The organism is Streptomyces swartbergensis, assembly GCF_002148965.1.
GTDB classification, from domain to species: domain Bacteria; phylum Actinomycetota; class Actinomycetes; order Streptomycetales; family Streptomycetaceae; genus Streptomyces; species Streptomyces swartbergensis.
Map to the genome: position 1 here is coordinate 15,064 of NZ_NGFN01000025.1, position 15,112 is coordinate 30,175.

Consider the following 15,112-nt stretch of genomic DNA (forward strand, 5'->3'; position numbering starts at 1 on the left):
GCGGTGAGCTGGAGGGGACGGTTCGCGTGAGCGAGATACCAGCGAAGGCCACGGAGTCCGAGGACCCGTCGGAGGGCGCTAGGGCGATGGCCGCGGACGGCCTGGCCTCCGCGGTGGGAGGTGCGCTCGCGGCTGACGGGGTGCCGCCCGGGGACGCCATGTGGCAGAGCAGTCCCCCGGGATCCATCTACGACTACATCAAGGTCGCGTCCTTCTCCATCGGCCCCGACGGGCTCGTCGACCAGTGGAGCCTGCGCGCGGAGCACCTGTTCGGCATCCCCGCCGAACGCGCCGTGGGCATGGATCCCATCGAGACGTTCATCGACCCGCGCCTGCGCGAGCGGGGTTTGCGCAAGATGGCGGAGATCCTCGACGGCCGCGAGTGGACCGGTGTGGTGCCCTTCCGGATGCCGAAGGACACCGAGGGGGAGTGCGGGCGCGAGGGGCTCGCCGAGGTGTACGTCATGCCGACGCGCACCGAGGACGGCGAGAAGGCCGCCGTCTGCATCGTCGTCGACGTGCGCACACTGCGCAGCATCGAGACCGATCTGGCCGCCTCGCAGGCCATTTTCAGCCAATCGCCGTTCGGTTTCCTGCTGATCGACCCCGACCTGCGGGTCCGCCGCGCCAACCAGCGGTTCGCGTCCATCTTCGGCGGCACGCCCGACGACCACCGCGGCAAGGGCGTCCACGACTACCTCCAGCGCGGCGAGGCCGAGCGGGTCGCCGCCACGCTGCGCCGCGTGCTGGAGACCGGCAACTCCATCACGGACATGCACGTCACGGGCTTCGTGCCGGGCTCCGACGAGCGCCGCCACTGGTCCGTCAACCTCTACCGCGTCCACAGTGGTTCGGGCCGGCCGATCGGCATCGCCTGGCTCGGCACGGACATCACCTCGCGCCGCGCCGCCGCCCGCGAGGCCGCCGCCGCCCGGCGCAACCTCGCCCTGCTGAACGAGGCCGGCGCCCGCATCGGCAACTCCCTCGACCTGGAGACCACGGCCCGGCAGCTCCTTGACGTCGTCGTGCCCGGCTTCTGCGACCTGGCCACCGTCGACCTCTACCAGGGCCTGCTGGTCGGCGACGAGACCCCGCCCGGGCTCGCCGACGGCAGCGCCGAACTGCGCCGGGTGGCCTTCGCCAGCGCCGTCTCCGACGCGCCCTTCACCGGCACCGGCGTGCCCGTCGCGGTCGGCGCCGTCCACCACTACCCGTTCAACTCGCCCTGCGCGGACGCCCTGCGCACGGCCCGTCCGCAGACCGTCCCCGGCGAGGACGGCGGACTCGTGCAGTCCACGCTCGCCGTGCCGATGGTCGCCCACGACACGGTCGTAGGCCTGGTCCAGTTCGCTCGGACGAAGGGCAGCGAGCCGTTCGGCGACCGGGACCGCGACCTCGCCGTGGAGCTGGCGGCGCGCGCGGCCGTCTGCATCGACAACGCCCGGCTCTACCGGCGCGAGCACCAACGCGCGTTGATACTGCAACGGTCCCTGCTCCCGCCCGGTGACCCGGAGGCCTCCGGTCTCGACATCGCCTGCCGCTATCTGCCCGGCAACGCCAACACCGGCCGGCCCAGCGAGGTCGGCGGCGACTGGTTCGACGTCATAGAACTCCCCGGGCACCGCACCGCGCTGGTCGTCGGCGACGTCATGGGCCGCGGCCTGCGCGCCGCCGTCGCCATGGGCGAACTGCGCACGGCGGTACGCACCCTGGCGCAGCTCGACATAGAACCGGCCGAGGTGCTCTCCCAGTTGGACGAGATCGCGCGCGGCCTCGGCGCCCCCGGCGGCGTCCAGCAGGCGACCAGGGCGGCTCGCCGCCCCCGGGAGGCGGACCTCTCCGAGGTGTACCTCGCCACCTGCGTCTACGCCGTCTACGACTCCGTCACCCGGCGCTGCACCTTCGCCAACGCGGGCCATCTGCCGCCCGTCCTGGTCGAACCGGGCGAGCCTGCCCTGATGCTCGACGTGCCGCCGGGCTTGCCGCTGGGCGTCGGCGGCGAGCCCTTCGAGGAGGTCGAGGTCGAACTCCCCGAAGGCGCCCTGCTCGCGCTCTACACGGATGGACTGGTCGAAAGCCGCGACCACCCCCTCGACGAGGGACTCCAGGCCTTCGTCAGCGCCCTGTCCGACCCCACCCAGCCGCTGGAGGACGTCTGCGACCACGTCCTCAACACCCTCGACACCCATCACGGCGAGGACGACATCGCGCTGCTGATGGCACGTGTACAGGGCCTGCCCACCGAGTCCGTCGGCGACTGGACCCTGCCGCGCGAGCCGCGCAGCGTGGGACGAGCCCGCGAGTACGCGCGTGCCCAGCTGCTCAGCTGGGACATGGAACCCCTGGTCGACACCACGGAGCTGCTGGTCAGCGAACTCGTCACCAACGCCCTGCGCTACGGCGAGGGCGAGATCCGGCTCCGTCTGCTGCTGGACCGCACCCTGGTCTGCGAGGTCTGGGACTCCGGCCTGGTCCAGCCCCGCCGCCGCCGCGCCCGCGACACCGACGAGGGCGGCCGAGGCCTCCAGCTGGTCGGCCTCCTCAGCGCCGCGTGGGGCTCCCGGCGCACGCCCCGGGGCAAGACGGTGTGGTTCGAACTGCCCTTGCCGGACGGCGGAAACGGGCTGCCGGACCCGGCGGAGGCCCTGCTGAGCCTGTTCTGAGACCGGCCGGCGGCCACCGTACGATCGCCCCATGCCTGACACCACGACCCGGTTACGGGTGGACGCGACACCGACGGCCCCTGCCCTGGTCCTGCGCCCTTGGAGCGCTGCGGACGCGGCCGGGCTGGTCGCGCTGGGCCGGGACGACGCCCTGCGGCGCTGGACGTCCTTCGCCGTCGACGACGAGACGAGCGCGGCGCGGTGGCTGCGGGAGCAGCGACAGGGATGGGAGCAGGGCCGCCGCTTCGCGTTCGCCGTCGAGGAGGTCGACCCCTCCGGTACGGGCGGACCGCCGGCCGCTCACGTGGTCGTCAAGAACGTCGTCCCCGGCGCCGCGTCCGCCGAGGTCGGCTACTGGACGGCGGCACGCGCACGCGGCCGGGGCATCGCGCCGCGCGCCCTGCGCGCTCTGACCGACTGGATCTTCACCAGCTTCGCCCGCGACGGCCTGACCCGTCTCGAACTCATCCACCGGACGGACAACACGGCCTCGTGCCGGGTGGCGGAGACGAGCCGCTACGGACTCACCGCCGTCCTGCCGGCGCAGCCGCCCGCGTATCCCGGGGAGGGCCACCTGCACGTACGGCACCTCACCGAGACCTCCCGCTGATCGCAACCGAACACCCGTGCTGATCGTCATCCCCGGCAACACCGACCGCACCACCGGGGGGAAACGGCATGGACCGCACGGACGGCACGATCCGCAACGAAGCCGAAGCCGAAGCCGTCGACGGCGAAGGTGCCCCGCACGAGGCTCCGGCACCCGGCAGTGAAAAAGGCAAGGGGCGTCGGCGCTGGGTCAGACGTACGGCCCTCGTCGTGGCTCTGGTCCTCCTGGTTCCGCTCCTGTCCGTTCTGACGGCCCTCGGCATCAACTACACGGGCGACCCGGCGGCCGGCACCTACACCCGCGACCGCGACGCCCTCTGGCTCGGTCACGCCTGGGTCGACGGCCGCAAGAAGGACGCCGACGTCACCGCCCTGGCCCGCCGCCTGCAAGGCACCGGCATCCGCGACCTGTACGTCCACTCCGGCCCGCTGGAGCACAACGGCACGCTCCCCAAGTCCGTTTATCCCAGAGCCCGTTGGTTCATCGACGCCGTGCACGAGAAACTCCCCGGCATCCGCGTCCAGGCCTTCCTCGGCGACGTCCTCGCCACCGAGGGCCCCGACGGCATGCGCCTGGAGAACCCGGTCACCCGAGCCGCCGTCGTCCGTTCCGCCCGCCAGGTCCTGGACACCGGCTACGAAGGCATCCACCTCGATCTGGAGCCCCTCCACTCCGGCGACCGCGACTACCTCGGCCTCCTCGACGCCCTGCGCCGCGAGACCCGCTCCCGGGACGCCCTGCTCTCCGTCGCCGCCCACCAGATCGACCCGCTCCCCGCCCTCCACTCCGTCTTCGGGACGTTCACCGACCACCCCAAGTGGTGGTCGCAGGAGTTCTTCGGCCAGGTCGCCCGCCGCGTCGACCAAATCGCGGTGATGTCCTACGACACCGCGCAGCCACTGGAGAGCACCTACGGCGGCTACGTCGCCCAGCAGACCTCCCTCGCCCTGGAGGTCACCCCGCCCTCCACCGACCTGCTGATGGGTCTGCCCTTCTACTGGGAGAGCAACTTCGACCACTGGGGCCACGCCGAGACCGTCCCCGCCGCCGTCCGGGGCGTCCGCCTGGGCCTGTCCCGCACGGACGCCGACCGCGCCCGCTTCGGCGTCGCGCTGTACATCGACTTCGCCGCGACCGAGGCGGACTGGCGTGCGTACAAGGAAGACTGGGTGCGGTGACCAAGATCCGAAGGCAACTCACCCGCACGGACCTCGCCCCCCTCACCCGGGCCGCCCTCGGCCCCGGCCGCACTCTCACCGGTGTGGAACGCCTGCGCGGCGGCAGCAAGAAGGGCGTCTACCGCCTGACCCTCGACGACGACTCCACGGCCGTCGCCTACGTGTGGTCGGCCGACGAGGACTACTGGGACCAGCCGGACCCCGACCCCCGGGACGTCTTCTCCCACGGCACCGGCCTCGGCCTGTTCACGGCGGCCCACGACCGCCTGGCCGCCTCCGGCGTCCGCACCCCACGCCTCCTGTACGCGGACGCCACGCACACGCACCTCCCGGCCGACGCGGCCGTCGTGGAGGACATGACCGGCGGCAGCCTGGAGGACGCCCTAGCCCGGGACCCGCGCGAGGCACCCCGGCTCATGGACCGGATGGCGGACCTGCTCGCCACCCTGCACGCCCACACCGGCCCCCGTTTCGGCAAGGTCGCCGTCGTCGACAACGGCGGTTCCTCCCACGGCGTCTCCTGCGAACAGCGCGTCACCGACGGCGCCCTGCGCTGCATCGCGGAGGCGGCCCGGCGCGACCCCCTTGCCGCCGCCGTACGCCGGGAACTGGAGGACACGATCCACGCCCTGGCCGCCGAGGTCCGCCCCCGCGACCGGCACACCCTCATCCACGCCGAACTGGGCCCGGACCACGTCCTGCTCACGCCCGACGGGCACCCGGCGCTCATCGACATCGAGGGCCTGATGTACTTCGACGTCGAGCACGAGCACGTCTTCCTCAGGCTCCGCTTCGGCCCCCACTACGACGCCCTGCGCGCCCCCGGCCTGGACGAAGCACGCATGCGCCTGTACCGCCTGTCGATGCGCCTCGGCCTGGTCTCGGGCCCCCTGACCCTCATCGAGGGCGACTTCCCGCACCCGGAGCGGATGCGGGAGATCGCGGAGCACAACCTCCAGCAGGCGCTCAGCCTGCTGAAGAACGCCGTTTGATCTTCGAGCCCAGCCACACCAGCGGGTCGTACTTGCGGTCGATCGCCCGTTCCTTCAGGGGGATCAGCGCGTTGTCCGTGATCTTGATGCCCTCCGGGCAGACCTCCGTGCAGCACTTGGTGATGTTGCAGTAGCCCAGGCCGTGTTCGTCCTGGGCGGTGGTCTTGCGGTCCAGGCCGGACTCCGCCGCCGCGTCCAGCGGGTGCATGTCCAGCTCCGCCACCCGCATCAGGAAGCGGGGCCCGGCGAACGCCTGCTTGTTCTCCTCGTGGTCGCGGACCACATGGCAGGTGTCCTGGCACAGGAAGCACTCGATGCACTTGCGGAACTCCTGCGGGCGGTCCACGTCCTCCTGCATCATGCGGTACTCGCCGGGACCGAGATCCGCGGGCGGCACGAAGGCCGGCACTTCCCTGGCCTTCTGGTAGTTGAAGCCGACGTCCGTGACGAGATCCCGGATCACCGGGAACGCCCGCAGCGGCGTCACCGTGATCGTCTCCTCCCGGTCGAACACCGACATGCGCGTCATGCACAACAGCCGCGGCCGGCCGTTGATCTCGGCGGAGCACGAACCGCACTTGCCCGCCTTGCAGTTCCAGCGCACCGCGAGATCGGGGGCCTGGGTGGCCTGGAGGCGGTGGATGATGTCGAGCACCACCTCGCCGTCGTTGACCTCGACCTTGAAGTCCTCCAGGCCGCCGCCTCCCACGTCACCGCGCCACACCTTGAAGTGGGCCGTGTAGCCGCTCATTCGTACAGCTCCTCTTCGGCGAGGTACTTGACCAGCTCCTCCTTGTCGAAGAGGGCGAGCAGGTCGGCACGGACGGGTTCGGTGGTCTCACGGGTGAGGGTGATCTGGCCGCGGACCGGGTCCGTCGCCGCCAGACCGCCCGTCGGGTCGGTGAGCGCGCACAGCAGGTTGATCCGGCGCCACTTGCGGTCCATCCCCGGATGGTCCTCGCGGGTGTGCCCGCCGCGCGACTCGGTGCGCTCCAGCGCGGCCCGGGCCACGCACTCGCTGACCAGCAGCATGTTCCTGAGGTCCAGGGCGAGGTGCCAGCCCGGGTTGAACTGCCGGTGCCCCTCGACACCGGCCCGGCGCGCCCGGACCCGCAGCTCGGCCAGCTTCTCCAGGGCCTGCTTCATCTCACTCTCGCGGCGGATGATGCCGACCAGGTCGTTCATCGTCTGCTGGAGTTCCTGGTGCAGGGTGTACGGGTTCTCCGGCGGGCCGCCCTTCGGCTCCTCGATCTCCGACTCGGCGGAGAAGGGACGCAGCGCCTCGGCGGCGGCGGAGTCGATCTGGCCGTCGTCCACGACGGGCCGCACCCCGGCCTGCCCCGCCGCATACTCGGCCGCGTGCCAGCCCGCCCGGCGCCCGAACACCAGCAGGTCCGACAGCGAGTTGCCGCCGAGCCGGTTGGAGCCGTGCATGCCGCCGGCCACCTCACCGGCCGCGTACAGCCCCGGCACCCCGCGCGCCGCCGCCGTGTCGGACTCGACCGCGATGCCGCCCATCACGTAGTGACAGGTGGGCCCGACCTCCATCGCCTCGGCCGTGATGTCGACGTCGGCCAGCTCCTTGAACTGGTGGTACATCGACGGCAGCCGGCGCTTGATGACCTCGGCGGGCATCCGGGTCGACACGTCGAGGAACACGCCCCCGTGCGGGGAGCCGCGCCCCTCCTTCACCTCGGAGTTGATCGCCCGCGCGACCTCGTCGCGGGGGAGCAGCTCGGGCGGGCGCCGGTTGTGGTCCGGGTCGTCGTACCAGCGGTCGGCCTCGTCCTCGGTCTCGGCGTACTTGTCCTTGAAGACGTCGGGGATGTAGTCGAACATGAACCGCTTGCCGTCGGAGTTGCGCAGCACCCCGCCGTCGCCGCGCACCGACTCGGTGACGAGGATGCCCTTGACCGACGGCGGCCAGACCATGCCCGTCGGGTGGAACTGCACGAACTCCATGTTCAGCAGGGGAGCGCCCGCGAGCAGGGCCAGCGCGTGGCCGTCGCCGGTGTACTCCCACGAGTTCGACGTCACCTTGAAGGACTTGCCGATGCCGCCCGTGGCGATCACGACGGCCGGTGCCTCCAGGACGAAGAAGCGGCCGGACTCGCGCTCGTAGCCGAAGACGCCGGAGACGCGCCCGTCCTCTTTGAGCACGCGGGTGACCGTGCACTCCTGGAACACCCTCAGCCGGGACTCGTAGTCGCCGGTCTCCTTGAAGTCCTCCTGCTGGAGCGCGACGATCTTCTGCTGGAGGGTGCGGATCAGCTCCAGGCCCGTGCGGTCGCCGACGTGCGCGAGGCGCGGGTACTCGTGGCCGCCGAAGTTGCGCTGGGAGATCCGGCCGTCCTTGGTGCGGTCGAACAGCGCCCCCCAGGTCTCCAGCTCCCACACCCGCTGCGGCGCCTCCTGCGCGTGCAGCTCGGCCATCCGCCACTGGTTGAGGAACTTGCCGCCGCGCATGGTGTCGCGGAAGTGGACCCGCCAGTTGTCGTTCTCGTTGGCGTTGGCCATCGCCGCCGCGATGCCGCCCTCGGCCATCACCGTGTGCGCCTTGCCGAACAGCGACTTGCAGATCACGGCCGTACGGGCGCCCCGCTCGCGGGCCTCGATGGCGGCGCGCAGCCCGGCACCGCCGGCGCCCACCACGACGACGTCCCATTCCTGCCGGTCGACCACGGACATCAGAACAACCTCGGATCGTCGAAGGCACCGGACGCGACCAGGTAGACGTAGAAGTCGGCGAGCGCCACGCTCACCAGCGACGCCCAGGCGAGCAGCATGTGCCGGGCGTTGAGCTTCCCGACCCACTGCCACATCCGGTAGCGCACGGGATGCTTGGAGAAGTGCTTGAGCTTGCCGCCGACGACGTGCCGGCACGAATGGCAGGACAGCGTGTACGCCCAGATCAGCACGATGTTGACCAGGAACACGAGCGTGCCGAGGCCCATGTGGCCCCACTCGTAGTTCTCGTCGCGGAAGGCGAGCACGGTGTCGTAGGTCAAGATCCCGGCGACGAGGAGCGCGGCGTAGAAGAAGTACCGGTGGATGTTCTGGAGCACCAGCGGGAAGCGGGTCTCACCCGTGTACTTCTGGTGCGGCTCGGCCACCGCGCAGGCCGGCGGGGACGCCCAGAAGCCCCGGTAGTAGGCCTTGCGGTAGTAGTAGCAGGTCAGACGGAAGCCGAGCGGGAAGATCAGGATGATGATCGCGGGGGAGATCCCCCACCAGCCGCCGAAGATCTCCCAGTTCGGGCCGGCCTTCATCGGCTCGCAGTTCTCCGCGAGACACGGGGAGTAGAAGGGCGAGACGTACGGCGCCGCGTAGTAGTCGGCGTTCGCGAAGGCCCGCCAGGTCGAGTAGACGATGAAGGCCAGCAGGCCGGCGACCGTGCCGGCCGGGGCCAGCCACCAGCGGTCGGTGCGCAGGTGCGGGGCGTCGATCGCGGCGCGCGTACCCGCCCGTACGCCGCCGCTTCGGGGTTGGGGTTCGGTGGCGGGAGGTTCCGTACCAGTGGCCACTGTGACGACTCCGGTCGGTTCGGGGGAGGTGCCGGTCGTTCGACGCCCTCCCGGTCAGGGAGCGCGCCGGTCCCGGGCGCCGAGTCCCTCGTCGTCCGAGTCGACCCACAGGGCGGGGTCGTACGGCGCGTCCGAGATGGTGACGAGGTCGGGGCGCCTGGGGGCGGCCGGCGTGGCGGCGGCGTCGCGCAGCAGGGCGACGCTCTCGCGCAGGTGGTTGGCGTCGGCACGGACGCGGCGCATCTCCAGGCCGCCGGTGCCGAGCTGCTTCTCCAGGCGTCCCAGCGAGCGGAACAGCTCGTCGAGACTGCGCTGGACTGACGTCAGTTCGTCGTGAACGGACATGACTTGCCCTCACTTCCACGGGTCCTTCGAGGCCCAAGGCGGCAACGTTCATGCGCCTGCGAGTGTTGCGCGTCACACCTTGTGCTGTGAAGGGATGTGCATCGATTGGCCGAGGCGTGTGGGYGCACCCTGCGGTGCGTTGCGCCGCACGGGTGACTTCCCGCCCGTGACCGCCGTGTCGCCCTGTGTTGCTGAACCCTTTCCTCTTCAGTGGCCGCATACATCAGACAAGCTCCAAATACCGCCAAAAGTGATCGTAACGCCCGCGGCTTCCCGGAGGTAGCACAGATGTCCCAGCACGGTGTCGGCCCGCGTGCGGGCACGCGCTCGGTCGCCTTCCTCACCGCGGGTGTGCTCGCGGTGCCCGCGCTCGCCGGATGCGGCTCCGAGGACCCCGCGGGCAAGCCGCTCGCCGCGCCGGACATCCGGCCCGCGGGCCGCGACCGGATCGCCGACGGCGGCACCCTGCGCTGGGCCGTGGACTCCGTGCCCGACACCCTCAACACCTTCCAGTCGGACGCCGACGCCACCACCACCCGCGTCGCCCAGGCCGTCCTGCCGTCGATGTTCCGGATGGACGCCAGTGGCCGTCCCGAGCGCAACCCCGCCTACCTGGAGTCCGCCGAGGTCGTCGAGACCGAGCCCAAGCAGGTCGTCCTGTACAAGCTGAACCAGCAGGCCGTCTGGAGCGACGGCCGGGAGATCGGCGCCGCCGACTTCGCCGCCCAGTGGCGCGCCCTGTCCGGCAAGGACACCGCCTACTGGACCGCCCGCAACGCCGGCTACGACCGCATCCAGAAGATCGAGCGCGGGGACAACGCCCTGGAGGTCAAGGTCACCTTCAGCCGCCCCTACGCCGACTGGCGGTCGCTGTTCTCGCCGCTGTACCCGAAGGACGTCATGGGCACCCCGGACTCCTTCAACGACGGGGCACGCAAGAAGCTCAAGGTCACCGCCGGTCCCTTCGCGGTGAAGGAGGTCGACCGCGAGGACGACGAGATCACCCTCGCCCGCAACCCGCGCTGGTGGGGCGAGCCGGCCAAGCTCTACGAGATCGTGCTGCGCACCGTGCCGCGCGACAAGCGGGCCGCCGAGCTGGCCGCCGGCACCCTCGACGTGGCCGAGATCGACCCCTCCGCGGCCCGCCGCATCACCGTCGCCGCCAAGCCCCGCAGCTCCAGCAGTCCGCTGATGGGCCCCGGCGCCGACCGGCCCGCCGCGGACGCCCTGCGCTCCTGGGCCGTCGCCAACGGCACCGACGAGGACGCCGCCGACGAGGAGACCGTCGCCCGCAAGAAGCTGCGCAAGGCGGCCGTCAAGTACGCCCGGCAGCAGCAGGCCCTGCGCGGCTTCGAGGTGCGCAAGTCCCTGGAACCCGCCTACACCCAGCTCGCCCTGAACGGCGCCCAGGGCCCGCTCGCCGACGAGCGCGTCCGCAGGGCCGTCGCCCGCGCCCTGGACCGCAAGGAACTGGCCGAGGCCGTCCTGAAGCCCCTGGGCCTGCCCGCCGTACCGGTCGGCAGCCACCTGGCCCTCTCCGGCCAGGCCGCCTACGCCGACAACAGCGGCGCCCTCGGCGGCCAGGACACCAAGGAGGCCCAGGCCCTGCTCGCGGACGCCGGGTGGGTGCGCGGCGGCCCCGTCAAGGAGCAGGAGAAGAAGAAGAAGGAGGGGGAGAAGGCGGCCGGAGCCGAGGGCGAGAAGGCGTCCGACTCCTCCGAGGAAGAGTCGGACGGCGACGGCACGTACGTCGTCGGCGAGGACGACAAGGCGCACCGGCAGGACCCCGCCGACCACCTCGCCCACGACGGCAAGCAGTACAAGCAGCCGGCCCAGGGCGGTGCCCCCGGCGCGTACGCCCCCAAGGGCACCGCCGCCCCGGCGAACCGCGAGGCCGCCCCGCTCGCCAAGAACGGCAAGGCCCTCACGCTCCGCTTCGTGCTCCCCTCCGGGCCCGGCTCCCAGACGCTGCGCACGGTCGCCGACCGCATCTCGCGCATGCTGGAGCGCGTCGGCATCGGCACGGACATCTCCAAGGTCTCCGACGAGTCCTACTTCAAGGACCACATCGCGTCCGGCCAGTACGACCTCGCCCTCTACTCCTGGCCCGCCACCGCCTTCCCCGCCACCGACGCCCGCCCCGTCTACGCCAAGCCCGTCCCGGCCGCCGACGGCTCCCTGAACGTCGAGCAGAACTACACCCGCGTCGGCACCGACCAGGTCGACCAGCTCTTCGACGAGGCCGTGTCCACCCTCGACGAGGGCGAGTCCCGCTCCCTCATCCGCAAGGCCGACTCCCGCATCTGGGCCGCGGCCGGCTCCATCCCCCTCTTCCAGCGCCCCCAGCTCATCGCGGCCCGCAAGAACATCGTGAACACCGGCGCCTTCGGCTTCGGCACGCCGGTCTACGAGGACATGGGCTTCCTGAAGAAGGGCGCGAAACCGGCGGCGGGCCCGTCGGCGAAGGGATCAGCCGCCCGGTAGCTCTGGGAACGCTCAAACGTCTTGCCGTCCCCGCCCGGCGTCCGCACCATGAGATCAGCAGTGATCATGGTGCGGGCGCCGGGCGTCCGCGCACGGGGGACAGGAGCCGGCGGATGCGCGGCACGGCACGACGGGTCTGCGCGGCAGGATTGGTCATCGGGGTGCTGGTGACGGGACTGACGGCATGCGCGGGCGACGACAGGGCACCTGAGCCCCGCAAGACCGACAGGGCCGTCATGAAGGCCTGCGCCGACGGCACCTTCACCTGGTCCCGGGTCACGGAGCGGGACCGGCTGACCGGCGTCTCCGCCCTCGAGCGGCTGGGTGCGGGGGGCGGCAGGCTGCACAACCCGATGCGGCGGGTGTACACCCCCAGCCCCTCGGTACGCGCCGACGGACCGGCCCCGCCCGCCGCCGAGATCCTCTTCTCCCTCGGCAAGAAGACCGGCGAGATCGACTCCGACGCGCGCACCCTGGCGGAGGCGGGCGGCGACACCTGGTCGTTCACCGACGTCCGGCTCCCCGCCCCGAAGCTCGACGACGACCGCGTCACGCCCCGTGCGGCCGGCGAGTTCGTCCAGTACGCCGGTGTGAGGGAAGTGTCGGCGGACTTCCGCTACACGTGCCCGGACGGCAAGGCCGTCTCCGGCCACGCCCGGAACTGGACGGTCGACATCGGCGGCCTGATGGACTGCGAGGAGAAAGCCGACTCGCCCCTGGCCCGCGAGGCCGCCTGGCACTCCTGCGAACCGGCGGCCCCCGACAGGCCCGGGCACTGACGTCAAGTACCTCGAAACAGGCTCTGACCTGCACCGACCCATCCTGGCTAACCCCAGCGGCAGCAGACCCGTACCATGGGGTGAGGCCGTGGCATGTTGAGCCCGGCAGGGCCCGCGCACCACCGACGTACGCGCAGGGCATTCCTCACCACTCCGGGAGTACGCCTTCTTATGGCCACGCGCCACGACATCCGCAACGTCGCCATCGTCGCCCACGTCGACCACGGCAAGACCACCATCGTCGACGGCATGCTGAAGCAGGCCGGTGCCTTCGCCGCGCACCAGCTCGAAGGCGTCGACGACCGCATGATGGACTCGAACGACCTGGAGCGTGAGAAGGGCATCACGATCCTCGCCAAGAACACCGCGGTGAAGTACCACCCGAAGGACGGCGGGGACCCCATCACGATCAACATCATCGACACCCCCGGCCACGCCGACTTCGGCGGCGAGGTCGAGCGCGGTCTGTCGATGGTCGACGGCGTCGTCCTGCTCGTGGACGCCTCCGAGGGCCCGCTGCCGCAGACCCGCTTCGTGCTGCGCAAGGCGCTCCAGGCCCGGCTGCCCGTCATCCTCTGCATCAACAAGACGGACCGGCCCGACGCCCGTATCGACGAGGTCGTGAACGAGACGTATGACCTCTTCCTCGACCTGGATGCCGACGAGGACCAGATCGAGTTCCCGATCGTCTACGCCTGCGGCCGCGACGGCATCGCGTCTCTGACCAAGCCCGAAGACGGCACGGTCCCGTCCGACTCCACGAGCCTGGAGCCGTTCTTCTCCACGATCCTGGAGAGCATCCCGGCTCCGACCTATGACGAGACCGCCCCGCTCCAGGCCCACGTCACCAACCTGGACGCCGACAACTTCCTCGGCCGTATCGCCCTGCTGCGCGTCCAGCAGGGCGAGCTGAAGAAGGGCCAGACGGTCGCGTGGATGAAGCGCGACGGGTCCGTCCAGAGCGTGCGGATCTCCGAGCTGATGATGACCGAGGCGCTCACCCGCAAGCCGGCGGAGAAGGCCGGTCCGGGTGACATCTGCGCGGTCGCCGGTATCCCGGACATCATGATCGGCGAGACCCTGGCCGACCCGGAGAACCCGGTCGCCCTGCCGCTGATCACCGTCGACGAGCCGGCGATCTCCATGGTCATCGGCACCAACACCTCCCCGCTGGTCGGCCGGGGCGCCACCGGCAAGGGCGCCGACAACAAGGCGGCCGTCAAGGACCGCAAGGTCACCGCCCGCCAGGTCAAGGACCGCCTCGACCGCGAGCTGATCGGTAACGTCAGCCTCCGTGTGCTGGACACCGAGCGGCCGGACGCCTGGGAGGTGCAGGGCCGCGGCGAGCTGGCGCTGGCCATCCTCGTCGAGACCATGCGCCGCGAGGGCTTCGAGCTGACCATCGGCAAGCCGCAGGTCGTCACCAAGGAGGTCGACGGCAAGGTCTACGAGCCCGTCGAGCGCATGACGATCGACGTGCCCGAGGAGCACATGGGCGCCGTCACGCAGCTCATGGGCGTCCGCAAGGGCCGTATGGACAACATGTCGAACCACGGCTCCGGCTGGGTCCGCATGGAGTTCGTCGTGCCCTCGCGCGGCCTCATCGGCTTCCGGACCGAGTTCCTGACGCAGACCCGCGGCACGGGCATCGGCCACTCCATCCACGAGGGCTTCGAGCCCTGGTTCGGCACCCTCCAGACCCGTAACAACGGCTCGCTGGTCGCCGACCGCGCCGGTGCGGTCACCGCGTTCGCGATGACCAACCTCCAGGAGCGCGGCGTGCTGTTCGTGGAGCCGGGCACCGAGGTGTACGAGGGCATGATCGTCGGCGAGAACTCCCGCGCCGACGACATGGACGTCAACATCACCAAGGAGAAGAAGCTCACCAACATGCGGTCGTCCACGGCCGATGTGACCGAGTCGATCGTCCCGCCGCGCAAGCTGTCGCTGGAGCAGTCCCTGGAGTTCTGCCGCGACGACGAGTGCGTCGAGGTCACCCCGGAGGCCGTGCGCATCCGCAAGGTGAACCTGGACGCCCGCGAGCGCGCCCGCGCCGCGAGCCGCGCCAAGCACGGCTGACGCTGACGCCTGCCGTTCGACGACACCGGGCACCCCGCCTCGCGGGGTGCCCGGTGTCGTCGTAAAGCCGGGGGAACGCGAAGGGAAAGGGTAGGGAAAACCCTCGATTTGCCGGAGGCGGCCGTCCGGAGCGCCCCGTTCGCACTACCCTGCTGCGGAAGTGCCGCGCCCTGCCCGCGCACGGGTCCCGCCAACGGCCCTGCGGATGAGGCCTCTTGGGCGCGCGACAGCCACGGGTGGCACCTTGCACGGCAGCCACGGGAGTCGCAAGCGGTTTGTCTCACTCTGGCGTCCGGAATGCGGACAGTCGCCACCGATAGATGTGTAACAAGTCCGTTTCGCAGGGATCTTTCACCAAACCCTTTGTCCGGATTTTGGAAGATGTATACGCGAGCTGTGATCGAACCGAGACCTCGAGAGTGTGGTTCGGCCCTGACGTTTGGCAGATAGTTAGGCGC

General features: G+C 70.9%; 11 protein-coding genes. 7 read left to right on the forward strand and 4 right to left on the reverse strand.

The window, feature by feature from the left end; genetic code table 11:
• Window positions 1-26: 26 nt before the first annotated feature.
• The 4 genes from CA983_RS06780 (at window position 27) to CA983_RS06795 (ending at window position 5,443) form a co-directional block, all read left to right on the forward strand.
• Window positions 27-2,663 (forward strand): SpoIIE family protein phosphatase, encoded by a 2,637-nt coding sequence (locus CA983_RS06780; protein ID WP_086599969.1) that lies wholly within the window; start codon window positions 27-29, stop codon window positions 2,661-2,663.
• A 31-nt stretch (window positions 2,664-2,694) separates the two neighbouring features.
• Window positions 2,695-3,273 carry a GNAT family N-acetyltransferase gene (locus tag CA983_RS06785; RefSeq protein ID WP_086599970.1) on the forward strand — a complete coding sequence of 193 codons (579 nt, stop codon included), beginning with the start codon at window positions 2,695-2,697 and terminating at the stop codon, window positions 3,271-3,273.
• 68 nt (window positions 3,274-3,341) lie between these two features.
• Window positions 3,342-4,451 (forward strand): glycoside hydrolase family 18 protein, encoded by a 1,110-nt coding sequence (locus CA983_RS06790; RefSeq protein WP_086599971.1) that lies wholly within the window; start codon window positions 3,342-3,344, stop codon window positions 4,449-4,451.
• Window positions 4,448-5,443, forward strand: coding sequence for a phosphotransferase family protein (locus tag CA983_RS06795; RefSeq protein ID WP_086599972.1), 996 nt, complete (start codon window positions 4,448-4,450; stop codon window positions 5,441-5,443). The genes CA983_RS06790 and CA983_RS06795 overlap by 4 nt, the downstream gene beginning before the upstream one ends.
• Here the strand turns inward: CA983_RS06795 and CA983_RS06800 are convergent.
• From CA983_RS06800 to CA983_RS06815, 4 genes are read right to left on the reverse strand one after another with little or no spacing between them, the layout of a single operon-like run.
• On the reverse strand, window positions 5,418-6,194 hold the full coding sequence (locus tag CA983_RS06800) for a succinate dehydrogenase/fumarate reductase iron-sulfur subunit (protein ID WP_086599973.1): 777 nt from the start codon (window positions 6,192-6,194) through the stop codon (window positions 5,418-5,420). The genes CA983_RS06795 and CA983_RS06800 overlap by 26 nt on opposite strands.
• Window positions 6,191-8,131, reverse strand: coding sequence for a fumarate reductase/succinate dehydrogenase flavoprotein subunit (locus tag CA983_RS06805; RefSeq protein ID WP_086599974.1), 1,941 nt, complete (start codon window positions 8,129-8,131; stop codon window positions 6,191-6,193). The genes CA983_RS06800 and CA983_RS06805 overlap by 4 nt, the downstream gene beginning before the upstream one ends.
• Window positions 8,131-8,967, reverse strand: a complete 837-nt coding sequence (locus CA983_RS06810) for a hypothetical protein (protein WP_086599975.1) — start codon at window positions 8,965-8,967, stop codon at window positions 8,131-8,133. The genes CA983_RS06805 and CA983_RS06810 overlap by 1 nt, the downstream gene beginning before the upstream one ends.
• A gap of 54 nt (window positions 8,968-9,021) precedes the next feature.
• On the reverse strand, window positions 9,022-9,312 hold the full coding sequence (locus CA983_RS06815; RefSeq protein WP_086599976.1) for a hypothetical protein: 291 nt from the start codon (window positions 9,310-9,312) through the stop codon (window positions 9,022-9,024).
• 288 nt (window positions 9,313-9,600) lie between these two features.
• Between CA983_RS06815 and CA983_RS06820 the strand changes: the two genes are divergently transcribed.
• The 3 genes from CA983_RS06820 to typA all read left to right on the forward strand — a co-directional run bounded on the left by CA983_RS06820 (window position 9,601) and on the right by typA (window position 14,654).
• A complete protein-coding gene (locus CA983_RS06820; protein WP_086599977.1) occupies window positions 9,601-11,796 on the forward strand; it encodes an ABC transporter family substrate-binding protein in 2,196 nt (731 codons plus the stop codon).
• A gap of 113 nt (window positions 11,797-11,909) precedes the next feature.
• Window positions 11,910-12,575, forward strand: a complete 666-nt coding sequence (locus tag CA983_RS06825) for a hypothetical protein (protein WP_143645459.1) — start codon at window positions 11,910-11,912, stop codon at window positions 12,573-12,575.
• Window positions 12,576-12,746: 171 nt separating this feature from the next.
• Entirely contained in the window at window positions 12,747-14,654 is a 1,908-nt protein-coding gene (gene typA, locus CA983_RS06830) for a translational GTPase TypA (RefSeq protein WP_086599979.1), read from the forward strand.
• Window positions 14,655-15,112 lie beyond the last annotated feature (458 nt).

What these genes read in the sequence shown, in the direction of transcription:
- CA983_RS06785 (WP_086599970.1), top strand. Translation starts at nt 2,695, where the DNA reads ATGCCTGACACCACGACCCGGTTACGGGTGGACGCGACACCGACGGCC.
- CA983_RS06790 (WP_086599971.1), top strand. Translation starts at nt 3,342, where the DNA reads ATGGACCGCACGGACGGCACGATCCGCAACGAAGCCGAAGCCGAAGCC.
- CA983_RS06800 (WP_086599973.1), bottom strand. Translation starts at nt 6,194, where the DNA reads ATGAGCGGCTACACGGCCCACTTCAAGGTGTGGCGCGGTGACGTGGGA.
- CA983_RS06805 (WP_086599974.1), bottom strand. Translation starts at nt 8,131, where the DNA reads ATGTCCGTGGTCGACCGGCAGGAATGGGACGTCGTCGTGGTGGGCGCC.
- CA983_RS06815 (WP_086599976.1), bottom strand. Translation starts at nt 9,312, where the DNA reads ATGTCCGTTCACGACGAACTGACGTCAGTCCAGCGCAGTCTCGACGAG.
- CA983_RS06820 (WP_086599977.1), top strand. Translation starts at nt 9,601, where the DNA reads ATGTCCCAGCACGGTGTCGGCCCGCGTGCGGGCACGCGCTCGGTCGCC.
- CA983_RS06825 (WP_143645459.1), top strand. Translation starts at nt 11,910, where the DNA reads ATGCGCGGCACGGCACGACGGGTCTGCGCGGCAGGATTGGTCATCGGG.
- typA (WP_086599979.1), top strand. Translation starts at nt 12,747, where the DNA reads ATGGCCACGCGCCACGACATCCGCAACGTCGCCATCGTCGCCCACGTC.